Annotated in this window: 12 protein-coding genes; 6 read left to right on the top strand and 6 right to left on the bottom strand. The window is 72.5% G+C overall.

From position 1 onward, the window contains the following. Entirely contained in the window at positions 1 to 534 is a 534-nt protein-coding gene (locus ABEB07_RS19780; protein WP_345669545.1) for a hypothetical protein, read from the bottom strand. A 372-nt stretch (positions 535 to 906) separates the two neighbouring features. Here ABEB07_RS19780 and ABEB07_RS19775 point away from each other — a divergent pair, with 372 nt between their 5' ends. Then, positions 907 to 1455, top strand: a complete 549-nt coding sequence (locus ABEB07_RS19775; RefSeq protein ID WP_345669544.1) for a GNAT family N-acetyltransferase — start codon at positions 907 to 909, stop codon at positions 1453 to 1455. Positions 1456 to 1610: 155 nt separating this feature from the next. Here the strand turns inward: ABEB07_RS19775 and ABEB07_RS19770 are convergent, their stop codons facing one another. The 3 genes from ABEB07_RS19770 to ABEB07_RS19760 form a co-directional block, all read right to left on the bottom strand. After that, a complete protein-coding gene (locus ABEB07_RS19770; RefSeq protein ID WP_345669543.1) occupies positions 1611 to 2063 on the bottom strand; it encodes a pyridoxamine 5'-phosphate oxidase family protein in 453 nt (150 codons plus the stop codon). A gap of 216 nt (positions 2064 to 2279) precedes the next feature. Continuing rightward, a complete protein-coding gene (locus tag ABEB07_RS19765) occupies positions 2280 to 3101 on the bottom strand; it encodes a vWA domain-containing protein (RefSeq protein WP_345669542.1) in 822 nt (273 codons plus the stop codon). A 229-nt stretch (positions 3102 to 3330) separates the two neighbouring features. Further along, positions 3331 to 3594: an HU family DNA-binding protein gene (locus ABEB07_RS19760; RefSeq protein WP_345669541.1), complete on the bottom strand. Its 264-nt coding sequence runs from the start codon at positions 3592 to 3594 to the stop codon at positions 3331 to 3333. A gap of 255 nt (positions 3595 to 3849) precedes the next feature. On the opposite strand from ABEB07_RS19760, the gene ABEB07_RS19755 reads away from it, so the two are divergent. The 4 genes from ABEB07_RS19755 (at position 3850) to ABEB07_RS19740 (ending at position 9770) form a co-directional block, all read left to right on the top strand. Continuing rightward, positions 3850 to 4563, top strand: a complete 714-nt coding sequence (locus tag ABEB07_RS19755) for a response regulator transcription factor (RefSeq protein WP_345669540.1) — start codon at positions 3850 to 3852, stop codon at positions 4561 to 4563. A 61-nt stretch (positions 4564 to 4624) separates the two neighbouring features. Then, entirely contained in the window at positions 4625 to 6373 is a 1749-nt protein-coding gene (locus ABEB07_RS19750; RefSeq protein ID WP_345669539.1) for a sensor histidine kinase, read from the top strand. 35 nt (positions 6374 to 6408) lie between these two features. After that, entirely contained in the window at positions 6409 to 8388 is a 1980-nt protein-coding gene (locus tag ABEB07_RS19745) for a protein-arginine deiminase family protein (RefSeq protein WP_345669537.1), read from the top strand. Positions 8389 to 8552: 164 nt separating this feature from the next. Next, positions 8553 to 9770, top strand: a complete 1218-nt coding sequence (locus ABEB07_RS19740) for an alpha/beta hydrolase (protein WP_345669536.1) — start codon at positions 8553 to 8555, stop codon at positions 9768 to 9770. 54 nt (positions 9771 to 9824) lie between these two features. On the opposite strand, the gene ABEB07_RS19735 is transcribed toward ABEB07_RS19740, so the two are convergent. Continuing rightward, positions 9825 to 10496, bottom strand: a complete 672-nt coding sequence (locus tag ABEB07_RS19735) for a TetR/AcrR family transcriptional regulator (RefSeq protein WP_345669534.1) — start codon at positions 10494 to 10496, stop codon at positions 9825 to 9827. Positions 10497 to 10555: 59 nt separating this feature from the next. Between ABEB07_RS19735 and ABEB07_RS19730 the strand changes: the two genes are divergently transcribed. Next, entirely contained in the window at positions 10556 to 12076 is a 1521-nt protein-coding gene (locus ABEB07_RS19730) for a monooxygenase (RefSeq protein ID WP_345669532.1), read from the top strand. A gap of 66 nt (positions 12077 to 12142) precedes the next feature. Here the strand turns inward: ABEB07_RS19730 and ABEB07_RS19725 are convergent, their stop codons facing one another. Further along, entirely contained in the window at positions 12143 to 13153 is a 1011-nt protein-coding gene (locus ABEB07_RS19725) for a 3-oxoacyl-ACP synthase (protein ID WP_345669531.1), read from the bottom strand.

The raw sequence follows: 13153 nt of genomic DNA, 5'->3' as shown, positions 1-13153 counted from the left end.
TCACGCCGGTACGCGGGCGAAGTCGGCGAGTATGTGGAAGTCGTTCTCTCGTAGGCCGATCCGCGGGTTGACGTGGTGAAGCAGCGCGGGTCCTCGGTGGTTGGCGGTCACGTAGGTCTGATCCAGCTCACTCTGCTCGTCGTCCACCCAGGCGAAGCGACGGCCGGCGGCGTAGTCCACCAGCGGGCCGGTCTTCCAGTGGACTCCATCGGCGCGTTCTCGGAGTAGGACGGCGCCGAAGTCGACGAAGGGGAGCTCCGGAAGGCCGAGGACCGGTGCGATCCACCGATTGGCGTCGCCCATCCATGTGGTGGCCCAGCACAGCTCGAAGCCGAGCTGGAGCAGGACGTGCCCGTGCTCCGGGTTGAGCCAGACACGCAGGGGTCGCCGTCGGGACGAGAGACCCCTGTCGTCCTGATCGGCGTCGGGTCGGGGAACTTTGAGTGTGGTGTAGCCGTCGGGACGCCTCTCCGGCTTGGCCGCGTAGGGGTTGAGCGGCCCGTCCACATCGAGGAACAGCAGCGGTCGGTTCACGGTCTTCCCTCGGGTCGTAGTCACTGTGGACTGCCCCGATCAGCGTAGCGGTGGATTGTCTCGTCATGGAGCCGGCCTGAGCGGTGATCACGATGCAGCGAGAGCGATCACGGCCGCAGAGCCGTCCTGGACACGCTGTTCGCGGGTTCGCCAAGGGCACCGGACGCAACAGCGGCGGGGCATGGGTGGAATCCGGCGCCAAGGCGGCCGTGGGCAAGACCACCACGATTCACGGGCCTGGTGGGTCAGGATGAACAGCGGAGTCCGATCGCGATCCTCGCAATTGCCTGCCGTTGCCGCGTTCGCCGCGACCGTGCTGCTGCGCCAAGTCGCCGACTGTGCTGCTCATGGGTGTGGGATAGGTTGCCCGCCATGACCGAGTTGGGACCCGTCACCTGGCCACCTGCCCCGATGAGGACCGAGCGGCTCGTGCTCCGCGAGTCGGAGGCTCGGGACCGTGCGGCCTTCGTCGAATTGCTCGCCTCGCCCGAGGTGCGCGCCTACCTCGGTGGCCCTCGTCCCCGTGACGAACTCGCACACGTGGTGCCTGAGGTGCCCGGGCGGCGCCGGGGTATCTTCGTGGTCGAGCGCGATGGAACGATGATCGGCGCGGTCACGTTGGATCGGCGCGGCGCGGAGCGTCCGGGGCACGTCCGTCCAGGCGGCGGGGAGGCCGAGCTCAGCTACGTGTTCCTGCCGGAGGCGTGGGGGAGCGGATACGCCGCCGAGGCGTGCGCGGCGGCGCTCGGCTGGTTCGCCGACGCTTTCCCCGGCGAACCGGTGGTGCTGTGCACCCAGACGGCCAACGACCGCTCGATGCGCCTCGCGGCGAAGCTGGCGTTCACCGAGGCACGGCGGTTCGAGGAGTACGGCGCCGAGCAGTGGTTCGGCGTGTGGTCCCCGGTCATGCCGTCTGGGTGAGCTTGATGAGTTTCGCCGTACTGTCGTCGGACGGACTGTGAGAGCTTGTGAAACCGCCGATCCCTCCGTCGTCGAAGGTGTGGCCGCAGGGCGGGGGTACGCCATGGCCGCGACTAGGCTTCGCGCACGCCCGCCGACCGGCGTGGCGGGGGAACTCACGAGGACGGGTCGAGGGACATGGCGCTGTAATTCGCGGTGCGCCAGCGTGTCGGCCTCATGTGGAACGCGGCCGACGCTCCCACCTGTTGTTCTGCCGTCGCTTTCAGGTAGGCCCTGGCCATCTGTGGTGACAGATACCGGTGGGCCATGGCTTCTCGGGCCCCCGGCTCGACATCGCTTTCGGACGTCACCGGTCCTTCGACGCTGACGTAGCGAACCGGTGGCGTATCCGCCTGGACACAGATGCCGAAGCGGCCCGTCGTCCGGATGAGCTGGGCTTTCCGAGAATGCCGATGCGTGTGGATCACCACCTCCTGCCCCGGGGAGAAGGCGTACCAAATGGGCACGGCGAGGGTCGCGACTCCGTCCTCCTGCGCCACGGACAGCACACCGAACCGTGCCTCCGCCAAGAACGCCTCTCGCTCCAGAAGTCCCATGGCAAACGTCACTGCCGCTTCCTCCGCTCGTCCTTCACCTCGACGTATGCCACTACAGATACTGGCCTGCCGACTCCAACAGGCCGCCATCGCGTGCGATTCACTCCGTCGGTGGGGCGCGCAGCGCACGCGGTACCGCTGTGAAGCAGTGCTGACCGGTGCCTCACCGGAGTGTGCCCGCGCCGGTTCCGCACCGCCGGTCGGCACGGGAGGCCGGACCGTGTCGGGTCAGCGGCCGAACAGCCGTGCCCAGAAGCCCTGGCGCCGGGTGGCCGAGGCCGGGGCGCCGGGGAGGGTCGGCCCGGGGGCCGCGTCGGCCTGGCTGTCCTGGCCTGCCGGCACGATGCCCTGGGCGCGGGCGGCGGCGAGCCAGGTGGGGAACTCGGAGAGCATCAGGTCGTACAGCTTCGCGTCGGAGACGCTCCGCGCGTCGCGGCCCACGGCGAAGAACCCCGCGTTGTCGATGGGGCGTTTCTCCGGAACCGCCAGCTCGTCCAGTTTCCGCAAGAAGCGGAACTGGCCGCTGTTCTGGCTGCCGAAGCCGATGAACTGCCAGAAGATCGGCAGCGTCGCGGCCTCGCACAGGCGCTTCTCCGCCGCGCTCTTGCTGGTGGGCGCACCGTCCGTCTGGAAGAGGACCAGGGCCGGGGCCGTGGAGCCGCTCTCGCGGTAGTGACGGACGACGGCGTCCATCGCCTTGTGGTAGTTGGTGCCGCCCATGCTGCCGAGACCCGCGACGATCCGGTCGATCCGGTCCTCGTGATCCTCCAGGGCGATCTCGGTGAGGGAGTCGACGCCGCTGGAGAAGAAGACGACCGGCACGGTGCCGTCGTCGTCCAGATGGGCCGACAGCCCCAGCACCCGGTCGGCGAGCGCCTGGACGCTGCCGTCCTGGTAGTAGGGCCGCATGGAGTAGGAGTAGTCGACCACCAGATAGACGGCGACGCTCTGACCGCTCAGCCCCCGCGACTCCACCGAAGCCCCGGCCGTCTTGTAGAGGCTCACCAGCGCGGGTGCGCTCTGCTCGACCTTGCTCAGACTCACGACCATGCGCCGTTCGACCTTCCCCCTGGCAGTACCCGGACAACGCCGGCGTCCGGGAGCGCGTGATCACGGATGCGCCCAGGACACTGTCCGCCGGGAGCGAGGCCGGTGGCAAGTCCCGGCGCCGGCGCGGCCGCGCGAACGTGACCGGGGGGCCGAGTCCGGACGGCGGTACCGACGCGGGACGGTCGTCACCTCACCGCACGGCCCGTGCGTCACCGCACGGCCCGTGCGCTCACCCGGCCCGCTCCTGGAGGTATTCGTCGAGCGCCTTGCCCGGCCGGAAGGAGGCCGTGCCGTCCGCCGCCCGGAAAGCGCCGAAGCTTCCCAGGTTGACGGACTGCCGCTCCTTGAGCGCCTCGGCGATCGACCCGGGGTGCTCGACCGTACCGAAGAGGGCGTCAAGGACCCGGCTGACGTCCTCCGCCGAGAGGTCCCGGCCGTCTGTGTCCTCGCCGGCGCGCCGCGCGGTCATCTCGACGAGCTGCGTCTTGTCCATGTCCCGGTCCGCCCCTCATGTGGAAGCAAGCGATGATCCAGCCCCTCCACCATCACGGCGGAGCGGGCCGGCCGCATCTCCCGGGCGGCACTCGGGTCGCGGCCGACCCGCTCCGGCACCGGCCCGTGACGTATGTCCCGCCGGGCGGCGAGCGCGCGGGGAAATGTGAGGAACCTGTCATGCCGGGGTCGGCGACCGGTCAGGACGCCCGCACCTCCTCCCTTCCTTCCCGGCCGGCTGCCTATCCTCGTCGGCGTGTGCGCACATGTGATGGTTGCCGAGGACGACGAGAAGCAGGCACGGCTGGCCCGGGTCTATCTGGAGAGCGAGAGGCACCACGTCGTGGTCGTCCGGGACGGCCGTGACGCACTGGAGTACATCCGGCGGTCCAGGCCCGACCTGGTGGTGCTCGACGTGATGATGCCCCGCGTGGACGGCTTGGACGTGGTCCGCGTCCTGCGCTCCTCGGAGGGGGAACTGACCGGGCTGCCCGTTCTCATGCTCACCGCGCGATCGACCGAGGACGATCTGCTCCTCGGGCTGGACCTCGGCGCCGACGACTACCTCACCAAGCCCTACAGCCCGCGCGAACTGGTGGCACGCGTGCGCGCCCTGCTGCGCAGGACGGCGGGGCGGGACGACCCCGGCGCCACCCCCGTCCTGTCCGTCGGCGCGGTCACCGTCGACCCCGTCCGGCACCTGGTGACTGTGGAAGGGCGGCCGGTCGAGTGCACGGCGGGGGAGTTCCGGCTGCTCGCCGCGCTGGCGGAGCAGCCCGAGCGGGTGTTCAGCCGACGGCAGTTGCTGCACGAGCTGCACGGCATCGACCGGTTCGTCTCCTCCCGGACGGTGGACGCGCACGTCATGAACCTGCGCAGGAAGATCGAGACGTCCGCGGGCCGGCCGTCCCGTCTGGTCACGGTGTACGGCGTCGGCTACAAGCTCACCGCCGGGCCGGACCGTGGGTAGGGGCACGGGTGCGCGCGGGGGAGCGGGGGCCGTCGGACTGCTGCGGCGCCGAGGTCTGCTCATGCGGATGCTGGCCGTCTCCGTGCTGGTCGCCACCTGCTCGGTCGCCGCCACCGCCTGGATCGCGGTCCAGACGACGTCCGGCGCCATCGACAAGCAGCAGGACCGCCTCCTCGCCGACGACACACTGCTGCTGGACACCCTCACCGGGTACGCCGCCACGCACAAGACCTGGGACGGTGTGCGGCCCGTCGTCCGCGACCTGGCGCGCCGGACCGGCCGCCGCATCGCGCTCACCACGCAGACCGGCGCCCTCGTCTCCGACAGCGCGCCGCGGCCCGACGGGCTGCCCGGCCGGGCCTGGGCCGTCATCGACCCCCTGTCCGTCAACCGCGCCGACCCCATCGACCCGCGCGCCACCGGCCCGTTCCGGCTCACTGCCGCCGAGGAACGCACGCTGAACGCCTACGCGCTGCGGCAGGTCAGGTGTCTGCGCGAGCAGGGCGTGGAGGCCGCTGTCGTCAGCACGCCGAGCGGGCGTCCCAGGATCCGCACCTTCACCGGCTCGGACGACCGGCGGGCCGCGGCCTGCGACGGCACGGCGCTGAAGGAGCCCGTACCGACCGAGCGCGTCGCGCTGGACGCTCTCGACGTCCTGGTCGCCGGGTGTCTGAAGAACACCGGGCTGGACGGCGTGAGAGTGGCACCGGACTTCTCATGGCGGCTGGTTGCGGCGGAGGCGCTCCCGCTCCGGGAGGGCGCGGAGCGGCGGATCCCGGCCTGCGTCACCGAAGGGCGCAAGGCGCTGCTGAAGTCCGCCGTGGCACCGCCGGCGCGACTGTTCGTGGGCTCCGGGGAGACGGCCGTCCAGGGGTTCCGGCTCTCCGGCGCCGGCATCGTGCGGGTGGTGGGCGCCGCGGGTCTGGTCCTCGCCCTGGCCGTCGGGGTCAGCGTGCTCGCCGCCACCCGGCTGGCCCGGCCGCTGCGGGCGCTGACGGACGCGGCCCAGCGCATGCGCGACGGCGGCAGCGCGCTGGTCCCGGTGACCACCGGTGACGAGATCGGGCAGCTGACGAGGACGTTCAACGACATGGCCGTCCACCGCGACCGTCTGGAGGAGCAGCGTCGCGTCATGGTGAGCGACGTGGCGCACGAACTGCGTACGCCGCTGAGCAACATCCGTGGCTGGCTGGAAGCGGCTCAGGACGGCCACGTACCGGCCGACGAGGACTTCCTCGCCTCGCTGCACGAGGAGGCCGTCCTGCTGCAGCACGTCATCGACGACCTCCAGGACCTGGCCGCGGCCGACGCGGGCGAACTGCGCGTGCATCCCGAGCAATTGGAGGTGGGCGAGCTGGTGAGCCAGGCCGGGGCCGCCTACCGGGCCCGCGCCGAGTCGGCGGGTGTGCGGGTCGCCGTCGAAGCACCGCGGGAGCACTGGATCGAGGGCGATCCGGTCCGGCTGCGGCAGGTCGTGGGCAATCTGCTCTCCAACGCGATCCGGCACACTCCGTCCGGCGGCTCGGTGACCCTGCGCGTCACGGCGGACAGCGGCCTGACGACGATCGAGGTGGCGGACACCGGGGCGGGTATCGCGGCGGAGGACCTGCCCCGGGTGTTCGACAGGTTCTGGCGTGCGGAGAAATCCCGCAGCCGCGACACCGGCGGCAGCGGACTGGGGCTGGCGATCGTCCGCAAACTGATGGAGGCGCACGGCGGCGCCGTCTCCGTGGCCAGCACCGCCGGGGCGGGGACGACGTTCACCCTTCGCCTGCCGGACATTCACCGGTCACGGCCCACAATGTCCTGACAGGATGCGCACATTGTTCTGCCAGCATGCGCGCCATGAGACTTCACACGCGCGGCATCCTGCTCACCGGTGCCGTGACCGTCGGCGCCCTCTGGTCGGCCCTCCCGGCCGCGGCCGCCGCCGCACCCGTCGCCGCACTCGTCGGGGACCAGCCGGGCGAGGCCGGCCCCGACCTGCTCTTCCTGCCGAACATCGACGACGACGCCGGCGTCTGCCGCGAGCGCGCCCGCGCTCTGGTCGAAGGGGCCGTGGACCGGGAGAGCGCCAACGACGAGGCGTTCTGGGAGAAGCGCGCCGAGCTGGAGAAGGAACCCGACCGCGAGAAGGCCGAGGCGGAGTGGGCCGAACTGGTCCGCACCCACCGCTGGGAACAGAACAAGACCGACCGCGACCTGGCGGCGTGCGACGACGCCGCGGACGACGTGGTCAACGGCGGCGACGACGAGGCCGACCTCGGCCGGTTCCGCACCCGGGCGTGGGCCGGCGCCCCCGCCTCAGCGAGCGGACGCCTCACCGTGCCCGCCCAGGACGCCGGCCGGATACGGCTGTTCGTCCACCGGCCCGACGGCTCCGCGCCGCGCGGCTGGGAGGCGATCGGCCCGGAGACCCGGCTCACCGCACAGGAGCTGCGGCGCGGTGTGGAACTCGGTGTGGAGGGCCGCGACGTGGTCAGGGACACCGCGCGGTGGGACGGCCGTACCCGCGTCACCCTCACCGTGACGGCGGACGGGGCCAGTTCCTCGGCCGTCCTGACGCTACGTCAGGCGCCCGTGCTCACCCAGCTGAACACCGCCTCCGTACAGGAGGTGTTGCGGGCCGGGACCGACGAAGGCGACACCTACGCGCAGGCGTTCGTGAAGGAACTGGACGCCGCACTGCCCGCCGGGGGAGTGCGCCGTCCCTCCCGTGCGCTGGACACCAAGGGGGACACCTGGGCCCAGGACGCCTTCGAGCCGGGTTACGTCTCCGTCCCCGGCCGGAACGGCCGCCCGCACGGCATGCGCGTCCTGATCACCTCGGTCAACGACGACCGGCGCATCGCCACGCGGACCGCCTTCACCGAACTGGCCGGACATGACGTGGCGGCCGTCCACATCGGCCACGTGCCCGACGTCGACGAGAACAGCAGTTACGACTCGATGGGCAATCTGGAGACGGTCCCGCCGAGCCCCGGCAACCCGCACGGCCGCGTGGTCATCGGCGGTGACGGCCTCGCTCCCGGCCCGAGCGGTCCCGCGCCCGAGATGCTCGCCTTCCTGCGGGCCCAGGGCATGCAGGACCCGGTCTCCCTCGACACCTCGTGGCTGACCATCGGCCACGTCGACGAGTTCGTCCAGTTCCTGCCGGCGCCCGGAAGCCGCCTGGGCCGGCGGGCCGTGGTCGCCGATCCGCAGGCCGGCCTCGCCCTCCTGCGCGAGGTGCGGGCCAAGGGCCACGGGGCGGACCCGCTGCACGGCGGCCTGCCCGAGCTGGAGTGGCCGTACGACGGGCGGATCGACCAGCGCAGCGTCGACGCCTTCCTCGCCGACGCCCAGTTCACCGGCACCAACGAGCGGGCCGCCGAGCGGATCGACGCCGACCTCGCCGTACTGAAGGCGAAGACGGGTCTGACGGGCGCGGAGATCGTCCGGGTCCCCGCCCTGTTCACCGCCCGGTCCCTGGACTACGCCATGCTGGAGACCGAGATCCGCGGCATGCAGGACGGCCCCGAAAAGGACGCCAAGCAAAGGCAGTTGGAGGCGATGCGGGACGCCGTCGCCGAGATCCCCGGCACCGCCAACGGGCTTGTGCTGAACGGCGGGCACTACGTCGCCCCCAAGCCCTACGGCCCGGTCGTCGACGGCAAGGACGTCTTCGCCGAGGCCGTCACCGCGGCCTTCCGCGGCACCGGATACCAGGTCAGCTACGTGGACGACCTCATCAGCGCGCACGTCGGCGAGGGCGAGATCCACTGCGCCACCAACACGCTCCGGGACGTCTTCGGCCCCGCGGCGCGCTGGTGGCGCGAGCGCTGAGCCCGGCCCGTCCCGCACTCCCGGCGAGCGACCCGTCATCGGGGGGACTCCACCTGCCCCGGTACGGCTCGACCCGCCCAGTTCACCCCTTTCACCTGGAGCATTTCGTGAAGCACCGGACAAGGAACACCGCCGGCCTCCGACGGCGTACGCGCCGGGGTCTCGTGGCCGCCGCCACCGTGCTGGCGGTCTCGGCCGCGGGCACCGCACAAGCCGGCGTTCGGCCCCACGCCGGAACGGCCACCGGCCGGTACGCCGTCGGAGTCGTCGACTACGACCTCGGTTCCACGGCCTACCGGCTCGCCGAAACCGGCGAGCCCGGGGAGCTGGCCGGGACCGTCCACTACCCGAAGGACCATCGGGGCGCGGTGCGCCATCCGATGGTCGTCCTGCTCCACGGCTTGCACGAGACGTGCGCCGACCGGAAGGCCGCGACGGAGCGGGACGCGGCCGAGAAGGCCGGGGACTGGGACGCCTACGCCGCGGCCGGTCAGAAACTGTACAACTGGCCGTGCGCACCGGGCATACGGCCGATCGCCAGTGACCACGGGTACGACTACCTGGCCCGCGACCTGGCGGCGCAGGGCTTCGTCGTGGTGTCCGTCAGCGCGAACGGCGTCAACGCCTCGTCCGTCACCGGAGACCAGAACGCCTCCGCCCGCGCCGATCTCCTCGACCGCCATCTGGCCCTGTGGCAGCGACTCGACGCGACCGGCGCGGGCGGACTGGCCGGACGCTTCGTCGACCCGGCCACGGGCAAGCGGGTGAACGTCGACTTCCGGCACCGCGTCGACATGCGGCGGGTCGGCACCCTGGGCCACTCACGAGGAGGCGCCGGGGTGACCTGGCAGGCCGCGGAGGCCCACCGGGGCCGATGGCCCGCCGGTGTGCGGGTCAAGGCGGTCCTGGCACTGGCCCCCGCCTACAACGTCATGACCGAGGACATGTCCGTCTACCGCGTCGACCGCACACCGCTGGCCGTGATGCGGGGCTCCTGCGACGGGCAGGTCGGTCAGGAGGCGTTCTCCTTCGCCGACGACGCGACCGCGCGGGGCACGGCCGCCTTCTACCGCTTCGCCGTGCGCGGCGCCAACCACAACTTCTTCAACACCCGATGGTCGCCCGACAGCGGCGAAGTGGCCGCGAAGGACGACGCGAGCCACTCCCCGGCACTGCCGGGCCGGTGCGGCGACGGCGGCGCCGACGCGCCCGACACGCAGCTGACCGAGCCGCAGGAACGCAAGGTCCTGAGCACCTACGCCGACGCCTTCTTCCGCAGACACCTGATGGGCGACCACCGGTCCGACGCGGTCCTGGAAGGGCGTGAGCATCCCCTGTCCTGCGTCACGGAGGTCGACGTACGGGCGCGTACGGGCCGCTGACGCCGAAGATCCCGCAGTCTCCGAACTCGGCCCCGGCGGCCCGGGACCCTCGCATCAGGGGTGCGGCCGACGCAGCGCTTCGAGCCCCGCCACCAGCAAAGCGAGGCCGAAGTCGAAGTGGGGCGTGTAGTCCGGCTCGGCGAGGGTGGGCAGGGCGGCTGTGAGGTGGGGGTACGCGCCGGAGGCGACCGCCTCGCGCAGAACCTCCGGGTCGGCCGGCGAGTCGCCGTCCGGCCGTAGCGCGGCCTGCTCCTCCAGGGTGTGCCCGACGGTGAAGTGGACCACCGCCATCACGGCCCGGGCCGCGTCCGCGTCGCTGAATCCGGCGTCGCGCAGGACGCCCGTGCAGGCCTCCGCGAAGCCCAGGGTGCCCGGACCGGTGGAGTGCGTCCCGGCGAACACCCGGGCGCCGTCGCGGTGGGCCAGCAGGGCCTGCCGCAACGCCCCGGCCAGGCCGGAGAGGCGGTCACGCCAGTCCGCACCGCCCGCAGGGCCGCGGACGCCGGCCATCATGCGCTCGGCCATCGCGGTCAGCAGGTCCTCCTTGGTCCGGAAGTACCGGTACAGCGCCCCCGCCTGCACGCCCATCGCCTCCGCCAGCCGCCGCATGGTCAGCGCGTCGAGGCCGGCGTCGTTCAGCAGCGCCAAGGCGGTCTCGACGGTGCGCGCCTGGTCGAGGCGGGGCGGCCGGCCGCGGGCGGGACGGGAGGTTGACGGATCGCTCATGGCGGTGATTATAGTGAACGACGTTCACGTGAACGTTGTTCATTAATGAGGAGGCGCATGTGACCCCTGATGTGATCGTCGTCGGAGCCGGCCCGACCGGACTGATGCTCGCCTGCGAACTGGCGCTGGCGGGCGTCCGGCCGTTGCTCGTCGAGCGCCGCCTCGCACCGCAGCGCGACTCCCGGGCCCTGACGCTGCACCCGCGCAGCATCGAGCTGATGGACCTGCGGGGCCTGGCCCCCCGCTTCCTCGCGGCCGGCGCCACCGTGCCGGGCTGGCACTTCGCGGGCCTGGAGACCCGGCTCGACTTCACCGCCCTCGACAGCCGCCACGCCTACACGCTGTTCATCGCCCAGGCCCGCACCGAGGCCCTGCTGGCGGAGCGGGCCGGCGAGCTGGGCGTGGAGATCCTGCGCGGGCACGAGACCGTCGACGTGCGCCAGGACGCCGACGGCGTCGAGGTGGACGTACGGGGCCCCGGCGGACGGCGAACCCTGCGGGCGGCCTACGCGGTGGGCTGCGACGGCGCACGCAGCCTGGTGCGCACGGCCGCGGGAATCGGCTTCCCCGGAACGGACGAGACGCTGACCGGTGTGCTCGGCGACTTCGAGACCATCGACCCGGCCGATCCGGCGCTTCGGCGCGCGCGGGCCCGCGGTGTGCTGGTCGCACCGCTGGAGGACGGGGCCACCCGGCTCGTCTACCTCGACCCCGCGCGGATGCGCGTCCCCTCCCGGGAGCCCGTGACGCTGGAGGAGTTCCGGGCCTCCCTGACGGACATCTGCGGATCCGACTGCGGTGTCGGCCGGCCGCGCTGGCTGTCCCGCTTCGGCAACGCCAGCCGCCTCGCCGACTGTTACCGCGCGGGCCGGATCCTGCTGGCGGGCGACGCCGCCCACATCCACTTCCCCGCGGGCGGACAGGGCCTCAACACCGGGTTGCAGGACGCCGCCGGCCTGGGCTGGCGGCTGGCGGCCGAGATCGGCGGCTGGGCGCCGCCCGGGCTGCTGGACGGCTACGACGCCGAGCGCCGGCCGGTCGGCGCTGCGGTCGTCGAGAACACGGAGGTCCAGACCCTGCTGGCGGAACTGACACTCGTCCCGCAGTACGCGGGACCCGGCGCCGCGTTGCGCGGGATGCTCGACGAGTTCCTGGGCATGGCGGAGGTCAACCGGACCCTGGCCGCGCGGGTGTCCGCCCTCGGCACCGTCTACCCCGCCCGCCGTCCGGACGCCGACCCGCTGGAGGGACGGCGCATGCCGGACATCGGCCTGACCGCCGCGGGATCGTCCGCCACGCGGTTCTACGAGCTGACCGACCGCAGCTGTTTCGTGCTGCTGGACTTCGCCGGGGACGGGGCGCTCGCATCCACCGTCGAGGTCGGGTGGGGCGAACGCGTCGAAGCCGTGACGGTGACGGGCTGGGACCAGCACCCCGAACTGGTAGGTGTGTCCGAGGTCTTGGTGCGCCCCGACGGCCATGTCGCCTGGGCGAGCCGGGCAGCCGACCCGGCCGGGCGGCGGGCCGGGCGCGCGCGGGCACTGACCGCGTGGGCGGGCGCCCCCGGCACGGGGAACTGAGACGTGCCTCCCGGCCGAAGACGCCCGCACCCGGCGGCGGTTCGGGGCCGCGCCCCGGGATCGTCCTCACAAGGCGAGCGAACGGCTCTGCGAGGCCGCGCCGTCGTCCACCAGCAGGACGCTCCAGGAGGCGGCCGGGCTGATGTTGAGGACGACGGAGGGGCCGGGATCGTCCGGATCCTCGCGGGCCAGCGCGGTGTAGAGGTTGAAGAGGGGGTCGTTGGCGCCGAGGTGGCCGAAGCGGCGCAGATTGTCGCGGCACGCGGTGTCGAGGGCCGCGCCGAGTGCCTCCTCGTGGAAGCGGAAGGCACTCAGGGAGAGGTTCTGGCCGACGTGGCGTCGGATGTCGGCGGTGCGCAGGTTGTTGCGGTCCAGGAGCCGGTCCCGCAGGGCCCGCAGCCGGGCCCGGCTCTCCATGGCCAGGGTGAACGAGTAGCGCGGCACGTCGGTGCACACCTCCCGCCACGCCTGCTCGGGGCGGTCGCGGAAGTCGACGCGGAACAGGTCCCAGTAGGCGCCGTCGCTCTCCATCAGGATGTCGGTGATCCGCACCGGGCCGCCGTCCCGGGTGACCAGCAGCGCCTGACCGCAGTCGCCGTACACGGTGACCGGGTGGCGGTAGCGGTGCGGGGCCGCCGGTCTGCTGCCGTGGACCACCAGGACGTGACGGACGTCGGGGTCGCCGTACAGCAGGCCCCGCGCGGTCAGCAGGGCCGGGGTGAGGGAGGCGCAGCCGAGGCCGCCGACGGAGAACGTCAGCGCCCGGTCGGTGCCCAGCAGGGCCTGGAGTCTGGTGACCTCCGAGGTGATGAACGCCTCGGGCGCCCGGGGCTCCACGACCACGAGGGCGTCCACGTCGCCGGGTTCGAGGCCGGCCTCGGCGAGGGTCTGCCGGGCGGCGCGCAGGGCCAGGTCGACGGTGCTCAGGCTGTCGTCGGCTCGGATCTCGTCGATGCCCAGTGCCTCGCACACCGCTCGCTCGGCCGCCGGCAGAGCGGCCAGCTCCGGCAGGTCCGCCACGGCGACCGCGGTGGGCGGCAGGTACCAGGAGGCCGCGCGCAGCGCGATGGCGGCCAT

The sequence above is a fragment of the Streptomyces similanensis genome, assembly GCF_039543625.1.
GTDB lineage: Bacteria > Actinomycetota > Actinomycetes > Streptomycetales > Streptomycetaceae > Streptomyces > Streptomyces similanensis.
The sequence above is the reverse complement of the archived record's forward strand: the minus strand, read 5'-3'. Positions and strand labels throughout refer to the sequence as shown.